Genomic DNA, 21,436 nt, shown 5'->3' on the forward strand with positions numbered 1-21,436 from the left:
GATCAATAGTTCGGCCAGTTGCCGGGCGTCATGATCTCGAGCAGATGGCCGTCGGGATCGCGGAAATAGAGGCTTGTCCCGCCGCGATTCCAGCGCATGCGGCCCTCGATCGCGACGCCGTGCTGCCCGAGCCGTTCCTCCCATGAGGCGAGATCGTCGGCGTCGACGGCAAAGCAGATGTGGAGCGGGCCAGTGCCGTCATGCGGCGGGATGCTGCCGCGCTCCGACACTTGCGTCTCGACCGAGGCTCCGCGCAGAAACAGCAACAGGACGTTCTGGCCGCCGATGTCGTAGGCGAACAGCGTCCTGGTCCTGAGCATGGACGAGAGTCCGAGCTTTCCCTCGTAGAACGCGGCGGCGCGGTCGAGATCGTCGACATAGAGCGCAGTTTCGACGATGCGGTTCAGCCGGGGCATGGGATCCTCCTAGCGGGGCCGGGACCGTTCGTGCGGCCCTGAGCTTGAGCTAGGATGTGCTTCTGGTCTCGGCCAGAACTCAGGCGATCCTGCCGGCCATGCGAAAGCCGCGGAATTCCGATTCCGCTTGCGGACCAGTCGAGGAAAATGCTGTTGACGCATAAATCCTTGACCCTGCGGCGGCTGCTCGCCATGGTCGCGCGCATTTCCGGCGTTGCGTTTGCCGGGTTTCGACAAGGTTTTGAAGACGATGGCCCAGACCACTTTCGATCTCGCCGACATCAATCGCCGCATGGACGGCGGCGTGCAGAAATTTAAAAGCGACCTGGCTTCGCTGCGCACCGGCCGCGCTTCGGCCAATGTGCTCGATCCGATCACGGTCGAGGCGTATGGCGCGCGTACGCCGCTGAGCCAGCTCGCCACCGTCAGCGTACCCGAGCCGCGCCTGCTCTCGGTGCAGGTCTGGGACCGCAGCATGGTCCAGGCGGTCGAGAAGGCGATCCGCGAATCCGATCTCGGCCTCAACCCGCAGACCGAGGGGCAGGTGCTGCGCATCCGCATCCCGGAGCTCAACGAGCAGCGTCGCAAGGAGATGGTCAAGGTCGCGCACAAATATGCCGAAGACGCCAAGGTGGCCGTCCGGCATGTGCGCCGCGATGGCATGGACCTGATCAAGAAGCTGGAGAAGGACGGGCATATGCCCAAGGACGACGTCAGCAAGCAGACCGACCTCGTCCAGAAGGCGACCGACAAGCATATCGGCGATATCGACCAGGCGCTTGCCGCCAAGGAAAAGGAAATCCTGCACGTCTAAAGTGCGAGGCAAAGCGCTGTCCTGTATCATCGACGCATGAACGTTCGGCCCAGAAGAGGCATTTGATGTCAGACGGCGCGCGCCCGGCAGTTCCCGCCCATGTCGCCATCATCATGGACGGCAATGGCCGCTGGGCGCAGATGCGTGGCCTGCCGCGACAGGAAGGGCATCGGCGCGGGCTCGAAGCGCTGCGGCGGACGGTGCGCAACGCAGCCGATCTCGGCATCGGCGTCCTGACGCTCTATTCGTTCTCGACCGAGAACTGGCGCCGGCCGATCACCGAGGTCTCCTTCCTGATGGGGCTGCTGCGCCGCTTCGTCGAGAACGACCTCGCCGAGCTGAACGAAGCCGGCGTACGCGTGCGGATCATCGGCAACCGTGAGAATCTCCCGCCCGACCTGCGTGCGCTGGTCGAGCGGGCCGAGACGATGACCGACGGCAATACCGGCCTCACCCTTGTCGTCGCCTTCAACTATGGCTCGCGCGACGAGATCGTGCGCGTGGCGCGGCGTTTGGCGCAGGAGGTGGCGGCTGGCCGGCTCGCTCCCGAGACGATCGACGAGGCGATGCTGTCCTCGCATTTCGACACCGGCGCGCTGCCGGATCCTGATCTGGTGATCCGGACCTCGGGAGAGACCCGCATCTCGAACTTCCTGCTCTGGCAGGCGGCCTATGCCGAGTTCATTTTCACGCCGGTGCTCTGGCCGGATTTCGACCGCAAGGCGCTGGAGGATGCGCTGGCCGAGTTCCATAGCCGCGAGCGCCGCTATGGCGGCGTCGGCCAACCGGCCGAAACCAAGAAGGTGGGGGTCGCGTGAATGCGGCCGGCGCCGGCGCGGGCGCATCCGAGCTTCGCCTGCGGGTCATCTCGGCGCTGGTGCTCGCCGTGGTCATTCTCGGCGTCACCGTGCTCGGTGGCTGGCCCTTTCGCCTGATCTGGACCGCCGTCGCCGGCGTCGTCGCCTATGAATGGCTGACCATGGTCGGCCGCACGAACGCTGTCGCGGCTGGGATCGGCGTCGGGCTGGCCGGGCTCGCGCTCGGCTTCCTGCCCGTGAGTGGCGCGGCGCTCGCGGGGGTGTCGGCCTTCGCCGGTCTGATCGCCGCGATCGTGACGACGCAGACCGGCAACCGGCGCCTGCTCGAAGCCTGCGGCGTCGCCTATGCGCTCTGCTTCGCGCTGGTGACGCCGGCGCTGCGCGAGGCGCCCGGGCTCGGGCTCGCCTTGATCATCTGGACCTTCGCGGTGGTCTGGCTCACCGATATCGCCGCCTATTTCACCGGGCGCGCGCTGGGCGGGCCGAAGCTGCTGCCGCGCGTCAGCCCGAAGAAGACGTGGTCGGGCGCGCTCGGCGGCGCCCTGGCGGGGACCTTGTGCGCCACGGCGGTCTGGGCCTGGTTCTTCCCTGGGCTGCCATCGGGCCTCTGGCCGGTGCTCGCGGTCTCGCTCGCCGCCTCCGTCGCGAGCCAGGCCGGCGACCTGTTCGAATCGTCGATCAAGCGGCGCTTCGGCACCAAGGATTCAAGCCACCTCATTCCCGGCCATGGCGGCTTCCTCGACCGGCTCGACGGCTACTGGGCCGTGCTGGTCTTCGCCGGCCTGCTGCTTTTTCTGGCGCGCCTGGGACACTGAGCACCAGATGCCTCGCACAGTCACGATATTGGGGGCGACCGGCTCCATCGGCCGCTCGACGCGCGCCGTCATTGCCGAGAATCCGGGGCGGCTGCGGATCGCTGCGCTGGTCGCCGGCCGGGATGCGGCCGGGCTGGCGCGGATCGCCCGCGAGACCGGTGCGAGCTTCGCCGCGATCGCGGATGAAGGGCAGGCCGCGGCGCTCGCCGCAGCGCTGGCCGGCAGCGGCATCCGTCATGGCGCCGGCCGTGAGGCGGTGCTCGAGGCGGTTTCGCTCGATAGCGACATCGTGGTCAGCGCCATCTCGGGGGCGGCCGGGCTGGAGGCGACCTTTGCGGCGCTGACGCCGGGCCGGGTCGTCGCGCTCGCCAACAAGGAGAGCCTGGTCTGCGCCGGTGCCGCGGTGATGGCGCGGGCAAGCGCCGTCGGCGCCCGCATCCTGCCGCTCGATTCCGAGCACAATGCCCTGTTCCAGGTGCTGGGGGCCGAGCCGATCTCGGCCATCCGCACGATGACGCTGACTGCCTCGGGCGGGCCGTTCCGGACCTGGCCGGCGGAGAAGATCGCAGCCGCCACGCCCGAGCAGGCGCTGGCTCATCCGAACTACGCGATGGGCGCCAAGATCACGATCGATTCGGCCAGCATGATGAACAAGGGGCTGGAGCTGATCGAGGCCTCCTTCCTGTTCGGGTTGGGCGCTGACCAGCTCGACGTGCTGGTCCATCCGCAGCAGATCGTGCACGGGCTCGTCACCTTCCGAGACGGCTCTGTCAGCGCCGGCATGGCCGTGCCGGACATGCGCGTCGCGGCGGCCCATTGCCTCGGTGTCGATGGCAGGCTCGATGCGCCGCCAAGCCGTTTCCTCGATCTGGTCGCGGCCGGCCCGCTGGCTTTCGAGCGTGCCGATCTCGCCCGCTTCCCGGCATTACGCCTCGCCATCGCGGCCCTTGCGGAAGGGGGCGCCATGCCGGCCGTGCTGAACGCCGCCAACGAGATCGCCGTCGAGGCCTTCCTCGAGCGACGCATTGCTTTTCCTGCCATTCCGGCTCTGGTCGAGGCCGTCTGCGAGCAGATGGCGGGTGCCTTCCTGTCGCCGCCTTCCGATGTCACGGAGGCGCTCGCCGTTGACCACGATGCGAGAAACCGGACCCGCTCGCTCTTGTCCGGGGGCCGCTTCACTGTCACTTAGTGGCGGAAACCCGGAGAGTTTTATGGATATCGTCGGATCGGTCTGGCACGCGGCGAGCTTTCTGCTGGGCTATCTGCTGCCGTTCCTGTTCGTGCTCACCCTCGTCGTGTTCGTGCACGAGCTCGGCCATTTCCTGGTCGGGCGCTGGTGCGGCGTCGATGTGAAGACCTTCTCGATCGGATTCGGCCGCGAACTGTTCGGTTTCAACGACCGGCACGGCACGCGCTGGCGCTTCGCGATGATCCCGCTCGGCGGCTACGTCAAATTCTCGGGTGACGCCGACGCCACCAGCTCGACCACATCGGATTCGCTTGCGACCATGAGCCGCGAGGAACATGAGCGTACCTTCCCGGCGCAGTCGATCGCGGAGCGGGCGGCGATCGTCGCCGCGGGGCCGATCGCCAATTTCCTGCTCGCCATCCTGATCTTCGGCGGGACAGCCTATTTCGTCGGCAAACCGGTGCTGGCGCCGCGCGTCGATGCGGTCACGGTGGGTGGAGCCGCGGCGCGCGCCGGCCTTCAGTCGGGCGATCTGATCCAGCTGGTCGATGGCCGCGAGGTGAAGAGCTTCGCCGATCTGCAGCGGGCGATCTCGATCCGCCCGGGCGAGACCTTTCCGGTGACGGTCGAGCGGGGCGGCGCCGCGGTCGTCCTCTCGGTGACGCCCGATCTGGTCGAGACCTCGTCGCCACTGGGCAAGCAACGGCTGGGGATCATCGGGGTCCAGGCTTCGGCCAAACCCGAGGACTGGACGACGCAGCATTTCAGCCTCGGCCAATCCGTGCTGCTCGGCATGAGCGAGACCTGGTTCGTGGTCGAGCGGACCTATGACTACATCGCCAAGCTGATCAAGGGGAAGGAATCGACCGATCAATTGTCGGGGCCGATCCGTATTGCCCAGGTCTCGGGCATGGTCGCTTCCAGCGGCGGGCTCCTGGCGCTGATCAACCTGGCGGCGCTGCTTTCGGTCTCGATCGGGCTGATGAACCTGTTCCCGGTGCCGATGCTCGATGGCGGGCACCTGCTGTTCTATGCGATCGAGGCGCTGCGGGGAAAACCGCTTAGCGAGCGCGCGCAGGAACTCGGATTCCGGCTCGGACTCGGGCTCGTCCTGATGCTGATGCTGTTCGTGACCTGGAACGACCTCGTCCACGTCCGCTCATTGCTGTGAGCCCCGTCAGCCTCGTGCAAACCAGCTTGCACGGGGCTGACGCGATTGCCGGCCAAGGCCGCCTGAAGCGATGGATTGTGGCTTTTTATGGCCTGTTTTCGCAGGCTGGGGCGGTTTTTCGGCCCGCGCGCGTGACCTACCAGCAACGACCCCCGCAAAAATCTTTTGTTAACGACAATGGCGGTTTGCACCCCGCGGGAAACTTTGTAGAAGCGTTTGGTCTTCAATGTCACCGAACCTCGCCCGTAGCGGGGTTCCCCGTTCGCGGGGAGGTGACCCAAAGAATGGAATAGGCGACCCGATGACGTCGACGCTTCAGAGCCGGTCCTTGCGCATGCGGCTCTCTCGATCAGTCGGACTTGCGGCCGTCATGGTGGCCGTCAGCGGCGGCGTGGTGTTCGCGCAGTCCGTGATTGTCCAAGGCAACCGTCGTGTCGATGCGGAGACGATCCGCTCCTATGCGACAGGTCAGGGATCGGGCAGCCCGCAGGAGATTCGCCAGAGTCTCATGGCGACGGGCCTGTTCTCCAACGTTCAGGTCAGCCGCCGCGGGGCGCAGACCGTCGTCTCCGTCCAGGAGAACGACACGATCAATCGCGTCGCCTTCGAGGGCAACCGTCGCCTCAAGGGCGAGGTGCTGCTGGGTCAGGTCCAGTCCAAGGCGCGTGGTCCGCTGAGCCAGCAGCTCATCGATGCGGACGTCGAGCGCCTCAAGGAAGTCTATCGCCGCGCCGGCTATGGCCTCGCCACGATCAGCGGCCGCATCCAGCCGCTGCCGAATGGCCGCTCGGACGTGGTCTTCACCATCTCTGAAAGCGGCAAGACCGGCATCAAGTCGATCAATTTCAGCGGCAATGGCGTCTATTCGTCGTCGCGCCTGCGTGGCTTGATGACCTCGACCGAGTCGAATTTCCTGAGCTGGATCAAGACCTCCGACGTCTATGATCCCGATCGGATCAATTCCGATCTCGAGCTGATTCGCCGCTATTACCTGAAGAACGGCTATGCCGACTTCCGCATCGTCTCGAGCGATGCGCGTTTCGACGATGCGGCCGGCGGCTGGGTCGTCGACGTCACCGTCGATGAAGGCCCGCAGTACAAGGTCGGCAATGTCGCGGTCGATTCCCGTCTGCGCGACGTCGATCCGGCTGCGCTGCAGTCTCTGGTCAACACCTCTGCCGGTGACACATACAACGCCGAAGCCGTCGAGCGCTCGCTGGTCACCTTGACCACCGAGGTGGCCAAGCGCGGCTATGCCTTCGCGCAGGTCCGCCCGCGCGGCGAGCGTGACGCGGCCGGTCAGCAGATCGGCATCACCTATGTCGTCGAGGAAGGTCCGCGGGTCTATGTCGAGCGCATCAACGTGCGCGGCAACACCCGGACCCGTGACTATGTCGTTCGCCGCGAGCTCGATCTCGGCGAAGGCGACGCCTACAACAAGGTCTTCGTCGACCGCGCCGAGCGTCGCCTGAACAATCTCGGCTTCTTCAACAAGGTCCGCATCACCAACGAGCCGGGCAGCGCGCCCGATCGCGTGATCGTCAACATCGACGTCGAGGACAAGCCGACCGGCTCGTTCTCGATCGCCGGCGGCTACTCGACCTCGGACGGCATCATCGGCGAAGTCTCGCTCTCGGAGTCGAACTTCCTCGGTCGCGGCCAGTTCGTCCGCATCGCCGGCACGCTGGGCCAGCGCACCCAGGGTGTCGACTTCTCGTTCACCGAGCCGTATTTCCTCGGCCATCGGATCGCGGCGGGCTTCGATCTCTTCTCGAAGTTCAACGACAATACCAATATCGGCTATTTCGAGAGCCGGGTGACCGGCGGCCAAGTCCGCTTCTCCTTCCCGATCACGGAGGAGTTCTCGATCACGCCGCGCTATTCGATCTACACGACCGAGATCAAGATCCCGAACACCGCTGCGAAGCCGTATAACGACTGTTCCATCCCGCTCGAAGGGGTTACCCCCGGGACGACGGGCGCCTCAGCGGCTTCTGTGAACGGTTTCAACTGCTTGACGAACGGCGAAGCGACAGTCGCGGTCAAGGAGGCTCAGGGCTCGACCCTGACCTCGCTGGTCGGCCTGAACTTCAACTACAACTCGCTCGACAACTACCAGAACCCGCGCAATGGCTTCGTTGCCGAGATCAAGCCGGAGTTCGCGGGTGTCGGTGGCGACTCGAAGTTCCTGCGCGTCAGCGCCGATGCCCGCTACTACAGGGAGTTCCTCGAGGACTTCGTCGGTATCGCTCGCATCCAGGGCGGCCACGTCCAGGCGACCAGCGGCGATCTGCGCATGATCGACCACTACTTCCTCGGACCGACACTGGTGCGTGGCTTCGCGCCGTCCGGTATTGGCCCCCGCGACGTCTCGAACGACCCGACCGCGAACGCACTCGGTGGCACTACCTATTTCGGTGGCTCGCTCGAGGTTCAGTTCCCGATCTTCGGTCTGCCGCGCGATCTCGGCCTGAAGGGTGCGATCTTCGCCGATGCCGGCACGCTGTTCAACTATGACGGCGGCTCGAAGAGCATCACCAACGGAGCTTTCCTGGGCTGCCCGGCCGGTTCGGAGGGGCGTCAGTTCAACGTGTCGACCAACTCGGTCTACCAGAACAACATCGCTTGCGTGCGTGACAAGAACGTCATCCGCTCGTCGATTGGCGTGAGCTTGCTCTGGCAGTCGCCGCTTGGCCCGATCCGCTTCGACTACGCCTACGCGCTGTCGAAGGATGATGGTCAGATCGGAACCGATCCGCGCACTGGCATCACTGCCAAGTACGGCGGCGACCGCACCCAGGCTTTCCGCTTCTCGGGCGGCGCCCGCTTCTGACCGGCGGGGCGCTTCCGCGCCCTGCAACGGATCAATTTATGGCAGATCCCAACTTCTTTCCGATTGCGACCTCGCTGTCCTTCAGCGAGGTCGCTGCCTTGTCGGGTGTCGCCTTGCCCGAAGGCGTCGATCCCGAGCGCCGGATCGAGGGCATCGCGCCGCTCGAAACGGCGGGTGGCAGCGATGCTGCCTATATGGACAACCCGAAATATGTCGCGGCGCTGAGCGCGACAGCGGCCGGGCTCTGCTTCGTCTCCCAGCGTTTCGCCGAGCGGGTGCCGGCCGGCACCGTCGCGCTGGTCACGCCGACGCCCTACCATGTCTTCGCCAAGCTGCTGTCGACCTTCCATCCGCAGGCGCTGCGGCCGGGCTCGATGTTCGGCTCGGCCGGTGTCGCTCCCGGTGCCTTCGTGCATGCGACGGCACGGCTCGAAGCCGATGTCACGGTCGATCCCGGCGCGGTGATCGGCCCGGGCGCGGAGATCGGCGCCGGCTCGGTGATCGGCCCGGGCGCCGTCATCGGCCCTCAGGTCCGGATCGGGCGGCAATGCTCGGTCGGCGCCGGCGTGGCGCTGCAGGCGGCCTTGATCGGCAACCGCGTCATCATCCATCCCGGCGCACGGATCGGTCAGGACGGCTTCGGCTTCGCCATGAGCCCGAAAGGGCACATGAAGGTGCCGCAGGTCGGCCGCGTCATCATCCAGGACGACGTCGAGATCGGCGCCAACACGACGATCGACCGCGGCGCCAGCCGTGACACGGTGATCGGCGAGGGCAGCAAGATCGATAACCTCGTGCAGATCGGCCATAACTGCGTGGTCGGGCGCCATTGCGTGATCTGCGCCCAGGTCGGCATGGCCGGGTCCAGCACGCTCGAGGATTTTGCCGTGCTCGGCGGGCAGGTCGGACTGGCGGGCCACCTGACCATCGGCATGGGCGCGCAGATCGCGGCCCAGAGCGGTGTTGCCGGCGACGTCCCGCGCGGGGCGCGGTATGGCGGCTATCCGGCGCAGCCGGCATTGAGCTGGGCGCGCGAGGCTGCCTTGCTCAAGCAACTCGTGGCCAAGCGCGGCAAAGGGCCGAGCGGCGGCGAAAACGCTTGATCTCACGCCGACTTCCGGCAAAAGCAGCTTTGCATGACAGGTGACGTGCTTTTAGCGCGGGGCGCAGGGCGTTCGAGGAGAAACGACACGATGACGGATGCGACCAAAGCGCTCGGCGTGGCCGATATCCAGAAGATCATGGCCTGCATCCCGCATCGCTATCCGTTCCTGCTGGTCGACAAGGTCGTCGAGATCGACGGGGACGCGTCCGGCGTCGGCATCAAGAACGTCACGTTCAACGAACCCCAGTTCACCGGGCATTTCCCTGGCCGCCCAGTCTTCCCCGGCGTATTGATGATCGAGGCGATGGCGCAGACGGCGGGCGTGCTCGTCGTCAGCGCGCGCGGCAGTGATGATCTCGCGGTCACGACCGTGCTGTTCACGACGATCGACAAGGCGAAGTTCCGCAAGCCCGTCATTCCGGGCGATACGCTGCGCTTCCACCTGACCAAGCTGGCGCACAAGCGCAACATCTGGTTCTACCGCGGCGAGGCCAGGGTCGACGGCGTGCTTGTCGCCGAGGCCGAGCTGTCGGCCATGGTCGTGTGAGCGGGGGGACCGCGATGCACGCTCCCGCTTCCGACCAGCCGCAGGATTTTGCCATGAGCACCTCGATCCATCCGATGGCGATCGTCGACCCGTCCGCCAAGCTCGGGGCCGGCGTCAAGATCGGCCCGTTCTGCACGGTCGGTCCCGATGTCGCCCTTGGCGACGGCGTCGAGCTGATCAGCCATGTCGTCGTCGCCGGCCGCACCACCATCGGGCCGCGCACCAAGATCTATCCCTTCGCCTCGATCGGCCATCCGCCGCAGGATCTGAAGTACAAGGGCGAGCTGTCGACGCTGACGATCGGCGCCGATTGCGTGATCCGCGAAGGCGTGACGATGAATCCGGGCACCGAGGGCGGCGGCATGAAGACCGTCATCGGCGATCGCGGCCTGTTCCTGGCCAATTCGCATGTCGGTCATGACAGCGTGATCGGCAACAACGTCATCTTCTCGAACAACGTCATGTGCGCCGGGCACGTCACGGTCGGCGATTTCGTCATCGTCAGTGGCGGCACCGGGCTGCAGCAGTTCGTCCGGATCGGCGATCACGCCTTCATCGGCGGCGGCTCGGGTGTCCTGCTCGACGTCATCCCGTTCGGGATGGTGCGCGACAATCCGGCCCATCTCGCCGGGCTCAATCTCGTCGGCCTCAAGCGCCGTGGCTTCTCGCGCGAGCAGATCCACGAGCTTCGCCGGGCGTATCGCCTGCTCTTCGCCGATGAAGGCACGCTCTCGGAGCGGGTCGAAGACGTCGCTGCCGAGTTCGCCGAGCATCCGCTGATCCACGAGATCCTCGACTTCATCCGCGCCGGCGGCGATCGGGGCATTTCCGTGCCGCGCGACGTGAACGCGCCCGAGCGGTGAGCACAAAGGCGGCCGATGCGGCAGGACGGCCGCAGGGGCGGCGTATCGCCCTCCTGGCCGGTCGTGGTGACTATCCGGTACGGGTTGCGGGCGCGGCCGTGGCGCAGGGCGCCAGCGTCTATGTCGCCGTGCTCACCGGTGCGGGCGATCCGGCCGACTATGCCGCCTACGATGCCAGGGAGTACCGCCTGGGTCAGCTCGGGCGCTTCCTCGACGAGATCAAGCGCCGCCAGATCGACGAGATCGTCATGGTCGGCGCCTTGCCGCGGCCGAGCTTCGGCTCGCTCGCGCCGGAACTGTCAACGCTGAAATATCTGCCGCATTTTGCCCGCGCCTTTCAGGGCGGCGACGACCATCTGCTGCGCGGCGTCGTCTCGTTCTTCGAAGGCCAGGGGCTGCGTGTCGTCGGGCCGGCCGATCTCGCGCCCGATCTCGTCGCGCCGGTTGGAGCGCTCGGGCGCCACAAGCCATCTGCCGTCGCGCGCGAGGCGATTGCGACCGGCTTCAACCTGCTGGCGGTGCTCTCGCCCTTCGACATCGGGCAGGCGGCGATCATCGCCGACCATCGCGTCGTCGCGGTCGAGGCGGCGGAAGGAACCGATGCGATGATCGAGCGCGTCGCTGGTCTGGTTCAGGCGGGGCGCCTCAAGCCTGGCAAGGGCGACGGGGTGCTGATCAAGGCGCCCAAGCTCGGGCAAGACCTCAGAGTCGACATGCCGGCGATCGGCCCGGAGACGGTGGCGCGCGTCGCCGCCGCCGGCCTGGCCGGCATTGCGGTCAAGGCCAGCAGCGTGCTGATCGGCGATCGCGAGCGCCTGGCGACGCTGGCGGATGCCTCGGGCCTGTTCATCGAGGGCGTGGCGTGACCCGCCCGTTCAGGCTGTTCGTCGTGGCCGGCGAAGCCTCTGGCGATGCGCTGGGCGCGCGTTTCGTGGCACGGCTGCGCGACGTCCTGGGCGAGCGATCGCTCAAGCTTTCGGGCGTCGGCGGCGAGGCCCTGATCGCGGAGGGGCTGCATAGCGCCTTTCCGCAGGAAGATATCGCCGTAATGGGCTTTGGCCCGGTGGTGGCGCGCCTGCCGCTGCTGTTGCGCCGGATGGCGGACGCCGCGCGCGCCGCAGCCGCCTTCGAGCCCGATCTGCTGCTCACCATCGATGCGCCCGATTTCAGCCTGCGCGTCGCGAGAAAGGTCAGGCGGGTCGCTCCCGCCGTGCCGATCGCGCACTGGGTCTGCCCGAGCGTCTGGGCCTGGCGGCAGGGCCGGGCCAAGCGGATGAGGCCGCATGTCGACCGGATCCTGGCGCTCTTGCCGTTCGAACCCGCCGCGCTCGAGCGGCTTGGCGGGCCGGAAACCGTCTATGTCGGCCATCCCTTGATCGAGCGGTTGCAAGAGTATCGCCCGGGGACGGACGAAGCCATACGCCGCGACGATCTGGACGCTCCGACAATCCTGATCCTGCCAGGCAGCCGGCGTTCGGAGATCCGGCATCTGCTGCCGCCCTTCGGCGAGGCGGTCGCACTCGTAGCAGAGCGGCTGCCGCAGGCTCGCTTCGTACTGCCCGCCGTGCCGCGTCTGGTCGAAGCGATCACGCAGCTCACCGCCGATTGGCGGGTCAAGCCGGAGATCGTGACGGGCGAGACGGCCAAGCTCGCAGCCTTTCGCAAAGCGAGAGCGGCCTTGGCGGCCTCCGGGACCGTGACGCTCGAACTGGCATTGGCGCAGGTGCCGACGGTCGCGGCCTATCGCGGCGCGGCCTGGGAGGCCGCGCTGGCGCGGCGCCTGATCAAGCTGCCGAGCGTGATCCTGCCGAATCTGATTATCGGCGAGAGCGTGGTACCGGAATTCATCCAGGACGAGGCTTCGCCGCAGGCCCTGGCAGGGGCGCTTCTCGCCGCGATCGCTGAAGGCCCGGCACGCCAGCGCCAGCTCGATGGCTTCGCGAACGTCGAGCAGAATATGCGCAGCGCCGGCCCGAGCCCGGCGGCGAACGCCGTCAGCGCGGCGCTCGCCCTTGTTCGTCAGCCGACAGGCGGCTGACAGCCGACTACTCGACCACGGCGCCAGACGCCTTGGCGATCGGCGCCCATTTCGCCAGCTCGGCCTTCACGTGCTCGCCCAGCGCCTCCGGCGTCGAGCCGACGATCACCGCGCTGACGTCTTCCAGGCGCTGCTTCACATTGGCGTCCTTGAGCGAGTCGTTGGCGGCTGTGTTGATCTTGTCGACGACCGGGCGCGGCATGTTGGCCGGGCCGAACAGCGCGTTCCAGGTATAGGTCTCGTAGCCGGCGAGGCCGCCCTCGGCGATGGTCGGCAGGTCGGGGAAGGACGAGACGCGCTCCTTGGTGGTGACGCCGATGGCGCGCAACTGGCCGCTGCGGATGAACTGGGCCGAGGAGGGCAGGTTGTCGAACATGATCGGCACGGCGCCGGAGACGACGTCGTTCAGTGCCGGGCCGGCACCGCGATAGGGCACATGGTTCATGCTGACGCCGCCGAGCGACTTGAACAGCTCGCCGGAGAGATGCAGCGGCGTGCCGACGCCGGACGAGGCATACGAGTATTTGCCCGGATTGTCCTTCAGTAGCTTCAGCACCTCCGGCACGGTCTTGGCCGGGAAGCTCGGATGCACGACCATGACGTTGGGCACCACGGCGAGCAGCGAGATCGGTGTGAAATCCTTGACCGCGTCGAAGGTGACGGTCTTCAGGATCGCCGGGTTCAACGCATGGGTCGAGATCGTGCCGAGAAGCAGGGTGTAGCCGTCGGGCGTGGCACGGGCGACCGCGGTCGAGCCGATATTGCCGCCGGCGCCGGCGCGGTTGTCGATCACGATCGACTGGCCGAGCAGTTCGCCCATCTTCTGGCCGACAAGGCGCGCGACGATGTCGGTCGAGCCGCCGGCGGCGAAGGGGACGATCAGCGAGATCGGCCGCGTCGGGAATGGGGCCTGGGCGAAGGCGGTGCCGGCAAGAGGCAGGGCCGATGCACCGGCCAGGAAGCCGCGGCGGCTGAGACCTTCGGTTTTCGACATGGGCGAGGACACTCCATTGTGGGTCGGCGACTGTAGCGCTCTGCGTGCAACCGTCATCTGCATTGGATGCATCAATCTCGGGAAACAATAAAGGCCGCGACGGGGTTCCGTCGCGGCCCTTATTATTCCAGCGTTGCGCGTGTCGCTGATCAGCGACGGCCGATCGGCGTGTAATCGCGCTTGGGCGAGCCGGTGTAGAGCTGACGCGGGCGGCCGATGCGCTGGGACGGATCCTCGATCATCTCCTTCCACTGCGCGATCCAGCCGACGGTGCGCGCGAGCGCGAACAGCACGGTGAACATGGATGTCGGGAAGCCCATCGCCTTGAGGGTGATGCCCGAATAGAAGTCGATGTTGGGATAGAGCTTCTTCTCGACGAAGTACTCGTCGTGCAGGGCGATACGCTCGAGCTCCATGGCGACATCGAGCAGCGGATCGTCCTTGACGCCGAGCTCGGCCAGGACCTCATGCGTGGTCTTCTGCATGATCTTGGCGCGCGGGTCGTAGTTCTTGTAGACCCGGTGACCGAAGCCCATCAGGCGGAACGGATCGTTCTTGTCCTTGGCCTTGGCGATGTATTTCGGGATGTTGTCGACGCTGCCGATCTCCTCGAGCATCTTCAACGCCGCCTCGTTGGCGCCGCCATGCGCAGGGCCCCACAGGCAAGCGACGCCGGCGGCGATGCAGGCGAAGGGGTTCGCGCCGGAAGAGCCGGCGAGCCGGACCGTCGAGGTCGACGCGTTCTGCTCATGGTCTGCGTGCAAGGTGAAGATGCGGTCCATCGCGCGCGAGAGAACCGGATTGACCTTGTAGTCCTCGGCCGGCACGGCGAAGCACATGCGCAGGAAGTTCGAGGTGTAGTCCAGCGAGTTGAGCGGGTACACGAAGGGCTGGCCGATCGTGTACTTGTAGGCCATTGCCGCCAGCGTCGGCATCTTCGCGATCATCCGCATCGAAGCGATCATGCGCTGCTGCGGATCGGAAATGTCGGTCGAGTCGTGATAGAACGCCGACATGGCGCCGACCGAGGCGACCATCACGGCCATCGGGTGCGCATCGCGGCGGAAGCCCTGGAAGAAGCGGGCCATCTGCTCGTGCACCATAGTATGGCGCGTGACGCGATAGTCGAAGTCAGCCTTCTGCGCCGCCGTCGGCAGCTCGCCGTAAAGCAGGAGATAGCAGGTCTCGAGGAAGTCGCCGTGCTCGGCGAGCTGTTCGATCGGGTAGCCGCGATGGAGCAGGACGCCCTCGTCGCCATCGATATAGGTGATCTGCGACTCGCAGCTGGCGGTCGAGGTGAAGCCGGGGTCGTAGGTGAACATCCCGGTCTGGCCGTAGAGCTTGCTGATGTCGATGACCGACGGTCCGATCGAACCCGCTTTGACCGGCATGTCGACGGTCTTGCCTTCGACAGCCAACTGGCTGGTATTTCCGCTCATGGGTCCGATCCTTTCAGGCTCGTTCTTCAGTCATGTGCCCGGTCGAACGGGGGCACCGGCTGCGTGTCGCGTTCCGGCGTCATCCGAACGGCCCACGATGACGGCCCCATGACGGGAATGTCGGGACGTCCGGGCGGGCAGGGTTCATCAAACTGATTTTGAAGCATTTTTTATGCCGGACCGGCAGCGGGAGCTGCCAGTCCGCAGCGCGTTGCTAGACCAATTCCGCGAGGGGTTCAACCGAGCGGTCATTAGCCTTTCCGACGCGTCAGGCCGCGTCGGCGAGGCGCGCCAGCACCTCGTCGCGGCCGAGCACCGCCATCACGTCGAACAGGCCGGGCGAGGTGGTCTTGCCGGTCAGCGCCGCGCGCAGGGGCTGCGCCACCTGGCCGAGCTTGACGCCGCTCTCCTCGGCGAAATCGCGGATCGCGCTCTCCAATGGCGGCGGCGCCCAATCCGCCACCGCCGCGAGCTTTTGCGCCAGTTTCGGCATACGCTGGCGCGCAGCCTCGTCGAGCAGGGCGGCCGCCTTGGGCTCGAGCGCCAGCGGGCGCTGGGCGTAGAGATAGGAGGCGCTGTCGATCAGCTCGATCAGCGTCTTGGCGCGCTCCTTCAGGCCGGGCATCGCCGCCATCAGCTTGGCCTCCAGCTCGGGAGACGGCTCGGTGCCGATGCCGCGCGGCGGCCCGATTTCCGACCAGATCGCCTTCAGCGCCGTCATCAATTCGTGATCGGCGGACTCGCGCATATAGAGGCCGTTGAGGTTCTCGAGCTTGGCGTAGTCGAAGCGGGCCGGCGAGCGGCCGATCGAGGAGAGGTTGAACAGCGAGATCATCTCTTCGGGAGAGAAGATCTCCTGGTCGCCATGGCTCCAGCCGAGGCGCAGCAGGTAGTTGCGCAGTGCGATCGGCAGATAACCCATCGAGCGATAGGCCTCGATGCCAAGCGCGCCATGCCGCTTCGACAGCTTGGCGCCGTCGGCCCCGTGGATCAGCGGGATATGCGACATGCTCGGCACGGTCCAGCCGAGCGCCTGGTAGATCTGCGTCTGGCGGGCGGCATTGGTCAGGTGGTCCGAGCCGCGAATGATGTGGGTGACGCCCATGTCGTGATCATCGACGACGACGGCGAGCATGTAGGTCGGGTTGCCGTCCGAGCGCAGCAAGACGAGATCGTCGAGATTCTCGTTCTGCCAGGTGACGCGGCCCTGGACCTCGTCCTCGACTACGGTCTCACCGGTCTGCTCCGCCTTGAGGCGGATCACCGGCTTGACGCCTTCGGGCGCGGTCGACGGGTCGCGGTCGCGCCAGCGTCCGTCATAACGCCACTGCTTGCCCTCGGCGCGTGCCGCTTCGCGCTCCGCATCGAGCTCCTGCGGCGTCGCATAGCAGTAATAGGCCTTGCCGGCGGCGAGCATCTGTTCGGCGACCTCGCGATGGCGGGCGGCGCGCTGGAACTGATAGACGGTCTGCCCGTCCCAATCGAGGCCGAGCCAGGCGAGGCCGTCGAGGATCGCGGCGATTGCGCCCTCGGTCGAACGTTCGCGGTCGGTGTCCTCGATGCGCAGCAGCATCTTGCCGCCATGGCGGCGGGCATAGAGCCAGTTGAACAGCGCGGTGCGGGCGCCGCCAATGTGCAGGAATCCGGTAGGCGACGGCGCGAAGCGCGTGACGACCGTGTCACTCATGAAGGAAGGCTCCGGCGGAACGGGTAAGCGTGAGGCGAGGGCGATCGTGATACGGGCCTCGGCCGGGGCTGACATCCGGCGCCGCCGCTGTAACATGGCTTGCCGGCTGCCGTTAAGAGCCTCCTGCGGGGAGGGGGCGCGATCATCGCGCGGCCGCGACGGGGGATGGATGCTCTCCTACGGGCCAGAACAGCGCCGTAGCAGGGTGGGCGTGCTGGCTCTGCCTGCGCGCTTGCGGCGCGGCGCCCATTTTTCCCAGCCATTATCTGCTTTCCTGCCCGATTGGGGCGGCCGCCTCCGCCAGGCGTTCGAAGCCGAGATCGAGCGCCGCCGCCTGTTCAACTGGCTTCCGGTCTGCATGGGGGCCGGCGTGCTGCTCTATTTCCTGGCCGATCGCGAGCCAGGGCTGGCCGCGCCCCTGGCCGGGCTGGTGCTGTGTGCGCTCGCCGCGCTGCTGATGCGGCAACGGCGGGCCATCATGGCGATCTGCATCGCGACCGCGGCGGCCTTTGCCGGCTTTACGGCCGCGACCTGGCGGACGGCGAACATCGCGGCGCCGGCGCTCGCCCGCAATCATGTCGGCAAGCTCACCGGCTTCGTCGAGGCGCTGGAGCAGCGCGAGAAGGGCGTGCGCATCGTCATCCAGGTCACGGACCTGCCGGGCGTCGATCCCGGGCAGCGGCCTCGGCGGGTGCGCGTCACCACGCCGGTGACCACGCTGAAGCCCGGCGACCATATCAGCGCGACCGCCCGCCTGTTGCCGCCGCCAGGCCCGGCGCGCCCAGGCGGTTACGACTTCGCCCGCGATGCGTTCTTCCAGGGCGTCGGCGCCGTCGGCAACATCGCCGGCAAGATCGCGCTCGCGCCGCCTCCCGTGCCGATGCCGCGCCGGCTCGCCCTGGCGGTCGCGATCGACCAGGCCCGTAACGCGCTGACCGAGCGCATCGCGACCAGTGGCGGCGGGCAGGCGGGAGCGATGGCGGCGGCCCTCGTCACCGGCAAGCGCGGGCTGATCAGCGAGCAGACCAACAACGACCTGCGCGCCGCCGGCATCTACCACATCGTCTCGATCTCCGGCCTGCACATGGTGCTGGCTGCCGGCACGATCTTCTGGCTGGTGCGGGCCTTGCTCACGCTGTCGCAGACGGTGGCGCTGCACTGGCCGGTGAAGAAGCTCGCGGCGCTCGTCGCCATGCTCGGTGCCACCGCCTATTGCATCTTCTCCGGTGCCGATGTCGCAACCGAGCGCTCGCTGATCATGACGCTGGTCATGCTCGGGGCGATCCTGGTCGACCGGCCGGCGCTTTCCATGCGCAACCTCGCTCTGTCCGCGATCATCGTGCTGCTGCGGGAGCCGGAGGCGCTGCTCGGGCCGAGCTTCCAGATGTCGTTCGGAGCGGTCGCGGCGCTGATCGCCTTCGCCGAGCGCTGGCAGGAGCGGGCGCCCGATGCCGCCGCCGCCGCATGGCCCTGGCCGCTGCGCCCGCTCTGGCTCTCGGCCGTGGGAATCCTGACCACCACCATGGTCGCGACCGCGGCGACGGCGCCCTATGGCGTCTACCATTTCCAGACCTTCAACCCGTTCGGCCTGCTCGGCAACGCGCTGGCGCTGCCCTTCGTCTCGCTGATCGTGATGCCCGCCGCGGTCTTCGGCGTGCTTGCCTATCCGTTCGGACTCGACTGGCCGGCCTGGGCGCTGATGGGCTGGGCCTCCGGATATGTACTCCAGCTCGCCCATTGGGTCGCCGGCATCGACCGCTCCACCGTGGTGCTGCCCGCTTTCGGCTCGACCGCGCTGATCCTGTTCTCGCTGTCGTTGCTCTGGCTGACCTTGTGGACGACGGCGCTGCGCTTCCTTGCCGCGCTGCCCTTGGTCGGCGGGCTGGCGCTGGCCTCGGCCCCGTCGCGGCCCGACATCCTGATCGAGCGAGACGGCTCGGGTGTGCTGGTGCGGGGGCCGGAGGGCAAGATGGTGCTGGCCGGCAAGCCGAGCCGCTTCGTGCTCACGCAATGGCTGCATGCCGACGGCGATTCGCGTGCGCCCGACGATGCGGCGCTGCGCAATGGCGCCGCTTGCGATCCGCGTGGCTGCGTCATCCGCCTCCCGGATGGCCGCTCGGTAGCCTATACGCGCGACCGGATCGCCTTGGTCGAGGACTGCCTGCGCGCCGATCTCGTGGTGACGTCGCTCTACTGGACAGCACCTTGCGCAGCCCGCCTGATCGACCGCAGCGCGCTCATGCGCGACGGCGCGACGGCGTATCATGCGGCCCGCGGCGGCTGGCGCGCCTATACGGCCGACGAGGTCACGCGCCTGCGCCCCTGGACCCGGGCGCGACCGGAACCGAAGCCGGCGTCAGAACCAGCGCCTGCTCCGGCAACTGCAGCCGCAACTGCGGAGCCGGCACAGGATGCCGAGGCGATTCAGTAGCGCCGCATCAGGTTGACGAGCCGGCCCTGGATCTTGACCCGGTCGGGCCCGAGCACGCGCGTCTCATAGGCCGGGTTGGCGGCTTCGAGCGCGATCGAGGAGCCGCGCTTGCGCAACCGCTTCAGCGTCGCTTCCTCGTCGTCGATCAGGGCGACGATGATGTCGCCGGTATTGGCGGTGTCCTGCTTGCGGATGACGACGGTGTCGCCGTCGAGGATGCCGGCCTCGATCATCGAATCGCCGCGGACTTCCAGGGCATAATGCTCGCCGCCGCCGAGCATGTCGGCCGGCATCGTGACGCTGTGGCTGCGGTCCTGGATCGCCGAGATCGGCGTGCCGGCGGCGATGCGGCCCATGACCGGGATCGAGACGGTTGAGCGCCCGCTGTCTTCCGCAGCCGATGGTCGCGGCTTCGTCAGATTGGCTGCCGGCGTCGGGGAAGGCGGGGTCTGACCGAGGCCGCCCTGGACAACGGAGGGGCTGAAGCGGCCGCGCTGTGCCTGCGGCCCGCCGATGCCGTCCGGCATCTTGATGACTTCGAGCGCACGTGCCCGGTTCGGAAGCCGGCGAATGAAGCCGCGCTCCTCCAGCGCCATGATCAGCCGGTGGATGCCGGATTTGGAACGCAGATCGAGCGCATCCTTCATCTCGTCGAAGGAGGGCGGCACGCCGGATTCCCGCAGGCGCTCCTGGATGAAGCGAAGCAGTTCAAACTGTTTGCGTGTCAGCATGGTCGCGCCGCTCGCCTCTCGGGCTAGAATCGAAACAAAGCACGAACACCATACGCGTTCGCCTTGTGTTCCGCAAGGGGAGCGCTGTGATGAGAACTGATCCTATTTGAGACATGCCGTCCCGGGCGACTGCATGGAGACCGGGATCCCGAAAGAGGTTCCGGAATGGATCCCGGATCGGCGCCGCTGCGCGGCTTGTCCGGGATGACAACCTGAGAGCGGGAGAGTTGACTAAAGCAACTCCGCAATTCTCCGAACCGCGGAATTGCTTTAGGTCTTCGCTTTATCGCATTTTCTTCACGCGAACCGGTGTCCACTTCGCTCGAAAATGCTCTAGCGCAGCCGGATGACGCGGCAGGGATCGCCGGCCTTGGCAGGCTCGGCGAAAGCCGGGCGGATCACCAGCGCCTCGGCCCGCGACAGGTTCGCCAGCATCGAGGAATCCTGCTTGGCGAAGGGCCTGACCCGTCGCTCGCCCTCAATGATCTCGGTGGTGGCACGCAGATAGTCCTGGCGCTCGTCATTGGCCGGCAGGTCGACGGCCAGAGTGGCGGGCTCGCTGCGGTCGCGCTCGGGATCGGCGATGCCGAGCAGCGCCTCGACCAGCGGCATGGCAAAGAGATGGCCGCAGACGATCGAGGAGACCGGGTTGCCGGGCAGGCCAAGCGCGACCATCGGGCCGAGGCGGCCCATCATCATCGGCTTGCCCGGGCGCATTGCGATCTTCCAGAAACCGAGCGCCATGCCCTGCGCCTTCAGGGCCGCCTGGACGAGATCGTGCTCGCCGACGGAAGCACCGCCGAGGGTGATCAGGACATCGGCGCCGGCGGCGCGCGCCGCCTCGATCTTGGCGGCCAGATTGGGGTGGTTGTCGCGGGCGATGCCGAGATCGAGCGCCGTGCCGCGGGCCTCCTCGATCAGCGCGGCGAGAGCGAAGCTGTTCGAGGCGACGATCTGGTCGGGGCCGACCGGCTCGCCCGGCAGGACGAGTTCGTCGCCGGTGGCGAGGATCGCGACCAGCGGCTTGCGGCGGACCGAAAGCGTCGGGTGGCCGGCAGCGGCGGCCAGACCGAGCGCAGCGCTATCGAGGCGACGACCGGCCTTGAGCAGAATCTCGCCAGTCTGAAAATCCAGCCCGGCCGGGCGGATGAACTGGCCCTTGCCCGCTGGCTTGACGACGCGGATGACCTGGCCGCCGACGCCCTCGGCATGCTCCTGGATCAGGATCGCATCGGCACCGTCGGGGATCGGCGCGCCGGTGAAGATGCGTACCGTCTCGCCGGGCCCGACCTGGCCGGAAAAGCCGCGGCCGGCGGCGGATTCGCCGACGACCTTGAGCTCTTTGCCCAGGGTGAGATCGGTGGCGCGGGCGGCGTAGCCATCCATGGCCGAATTGGCGAAGGGCGGCTGGGTCCTGAGCGCCGCGACGTCCTCAGCCAGCACCCGGCCGGCGCAGTGCGCCAGCGCCAGCGTCTGCGCCGGCGTCGGGCCGGGCACGCTGTCGAGCAGCGCCTTGAGCGCGACCGGGACGGGGGTGAGGCTCAT

At 67.2% G+C, this 21,436-nt stretch carries 18 protein-coding genes; 12 read left to right on the forward strand and 6 right to left on the reverse strand.

Going from position 1 to position 21,436, the window contains the following annotated elements:
- Nucleotides 1–2: 2 nt before the first annotated feature.
- Nucleotides 3–416, reverse strand: coding sequence for a VOC family protein (locus V7S63_RS01135; RefSeq protein WP_091828729.1), 414 nt, complete (start codon nucleotides 414–416; stop codon nucleotides 3–5).
- 250 nt (nucleotides 417–666) lie between these two features.
- On the opposite strand from V7S63_RS01135, the gene frr reads away from it, so the two are divergent.
- From frr to lpxB, 11 genes are all read left to right on the forward strand, one after another.
- A complete protein-coding gene (gene frr / locus V7S63_RS01140; protein WP_091830448.1) occupies nucleotides 667–1,230 on the forward strand; it encodes a ribosome recycling factor in 564 nt (187 codons plus the stop codon).
- A gap of 62 nt (nucleotides 1,231–1,292) precedes the next feature.
- Entirely contained in the window at nucleotides 1,293–2,048 is a 756-nt protein-coding gene (locus V7S63_RS01145; RefSeq protein ID WP_336528917.1) for an isoprenyl transferase, read from the forward strand.
- Nucleotides 2,045–2,863, forward strand: a complete 819-nt coding sequence (locus V7S63_RS01150; protein WP_336528918.1) for a phosphatidate cytidylyltransferase — start codon at nucleotides 2,045–2,047, stop codon at nucleotides 2,861–2,863. The genes V7S63_RS01145 and V7S63_RS01150 overlap by 4 nt, the downstream gene beginning before the upstream one ends.
- Before the next feature lie 7 nt (nucleotides 2,864–2,870).
- Entirely contained in the window at nucleotides 2,871–4,052 is a 1,182-nt protein-coding gene (dxr, locus tag V7S63_RS01155) for a 1-deoxy-D-xylulose-5-phosphate reductoisomerase (RefSeq protein WP_336528919.1), read from the forward strand.
- Between the two features lie 22 nt (nucleotides 4,053–4,074).
- A complete protein-coding gene (gene rseP / locus V7S63_RS01160) occupies nucleotides 4,075–5,223 on the forward strand; it encodes an RIP metalloprotease RseP (RefSeq protein ID WP_336528920.1) in 1,149 nt (382 codons plus the stop codon).
- A 301-nt stretch (nucleotides 5,224–5,524) separates the two neighbouring features.
- Nucleotides 5,525–8,056: an outer membrane protein assembly factor BamA gene (bamA, locus tag V7S63_RS01165; RefSeq protein WP_442896395.1), complete on the forward strand. Its 2,532-nt coding sequence runs from the start codon at nucleotides 5,525–5,527 to the stop codon at nucleotides 8,054–8,056.
- Between the two features lie 38 nt (nucleotides 8,057–8,094).
- Nucleotides 8,095–9,159 (forward strand): UDP-3-O-(3-hydroxymyristoyl)glucosamine N-acyltransferase, encoded by a 1,065-nt coding sequence (gene lpxD, locus V7S63_RS01170; RefSeq protein WP_336528922.1) that lies wholly within the window; start codon nucleotides 8,095–8,097, stop codon nucleotides 9,157–9,159.
- Nucleotides 9,160–9,249: 90 nt separating this feature from the next.
- The gene (gene fabZ / locus V7S63_RS01175) at nucleotides 9,250–9,708 is read left to right on the forward strand and encodes a 3-hydroxyacyl-ACP dehydratase FabZ (RefSeq protein WP_091828735.1); all 459 of its coding nucleotides are present in this window, start codon (nucleotides 9,250–9,252) and stop codon (nucleotides 9,706–9,708) included.
- A gap of 53 nt (nucleotides 9,709–9,761) precedes the next feature.
- Nucleotides 9,762–10,571 (forward strand): acyl-ACP--UDP-N-acetylglucosamine O-acyltransferase, encoded by an 810-nt coding sequence (lpxA, locus tag V7S63_RS01180; RefSeq protein WP_336528923.1) that lies wholly within the window; start codon nucleotides 9,762–9,764, stop codon nucleotides 10,569–10,571.
- Nucleotides 10,568–11,437, forward strand: coding sequence for an LpxI family protein (locus V7S63_RS01185; protein ID WP_336528924.1), 870 nt, complete (start codon nucleotides 10,568–10,570; stop codon nucleotides 11,435–11,437). The genes lpxA and V7S63_RS01185 overlap by 4 nt, the downstream gene beginning before the upstream one ends.
- Complete coding sequence (lpxB, locus tag V7S63_RS01190) at nucleotides 11,434–12,609, forward strand: lipid-A-disaccharide synthase (RefSeq protein WP_336528925.1); 1,176 nt, start codon at nucleotides 11,434–11,436, stop codon at nucleotides 12,607–12,609. Before V7S63_RS01185 ends, lpxB begins: the two co-directional genes overlap by 4 nt.
- Before the next feature lie 7 nt (nucleotides 12,610–12,616).
- Here the strand turns inward: lpxB and V7S63_RS01195 are convergent, their stop codons facing one another.
- The 3 genes from V7S63_RS01195 to gltX form a co-directional block, all read right to left on the reverse strand.
- Nucleotides 12,617–13,603, reverse strand: a complete 987-nt coding sequence (locus tag V7S63_RS01195) for a Bug family tripartite tricarboxylate transporter substrate binding protein (RefSeq protein ID WP_091828741.1) — start codon at nucleotides 13,601–13,603, stop codon at nucleotides 12,617–12,619.
- 149 nt (nucleotides 13,604–13,752) lie between these two features.
- The gene (gene gltA, locus V7S63_RS01200; protein WP_091828742.1) at nucleotides 13,753–15,042 is read right to left on the reverse strand and encodes a citrate synthase; all 1,290 of its coding nucleotides are present in this window, start codon (nucleotides 15,040–15,042) and stop codon (nucleotides 13,753–13,755) included.
- A 268-nt stretch (nucleotides 15,043–15,310) separates the two neighbouring features.
- Nucleotides 15,311–16,825: a glutamate--tRNA ligase gene (gene gltX, locus V7S63_RS01205; protein WP_442896396.1), complete on the reverse strand. Its 1,515-nt coding sequence runs from the start codon at nucleotides 16,823–16,825 to the stop codon at nucleotides 15,311–15,313.
- A gap of 115 nt (nucleotides 16,826–16,940) precedes the next feature.
- Between gltX and V7S63_RS01210 the strand changes: the two genes are divergently transcribed.
- Entirely contained in the window at nucleotides 16,941–19,160 is a 2,220-nt protein-coding gene (locus tag V7S63_RS01210) for a ComEC/Rec2 family competence protein (protein ID WP_336528927.1), read from the forward strand.
- On the opposite strand, the gene lexA is transcribed toward V7S63_RS01210, so the two are convergent.
- Together lexA and V7S63_RS01220 are read right to left on the reverse strand one after the other, a co-directional pair.
- Entirely contained in the window at nucleotides 19,154–19,891 is a 738-nt protein-coding gene (gene lexA, locus V7S63_RS01215) for a transcriptional repressor LexA (protein WP_091828745.1), read from the reverse strand. The genes V7S63_RS01210 and lexA overlap by 7 nt on opposite strands.
- A gap of 333 nt (nucleotides 19,892–20,224) precedes the next feature.
- Nucleotides 20,225–21,436, reverse strand: coding sequence for a molybdopterin molybdotransferase MoeA (locus V7S63_RS01220; RefSeq protein ID WP_336528928.1), 1,212 nt, complete (start codon nucleotides 21,434–21,436; stop codon nucleotides 20,225–20,227).

This window comes from Allobosea sp. CCNWLY174 (genome assembly GCF_037120455.1).
Taxonomy (GTDB): Bacteria; Pseudomonadota; Alphaproteobacteria; order Rhizobiales; family Beijerinckiaceae; genus Allobosea; species Allobosea lupini.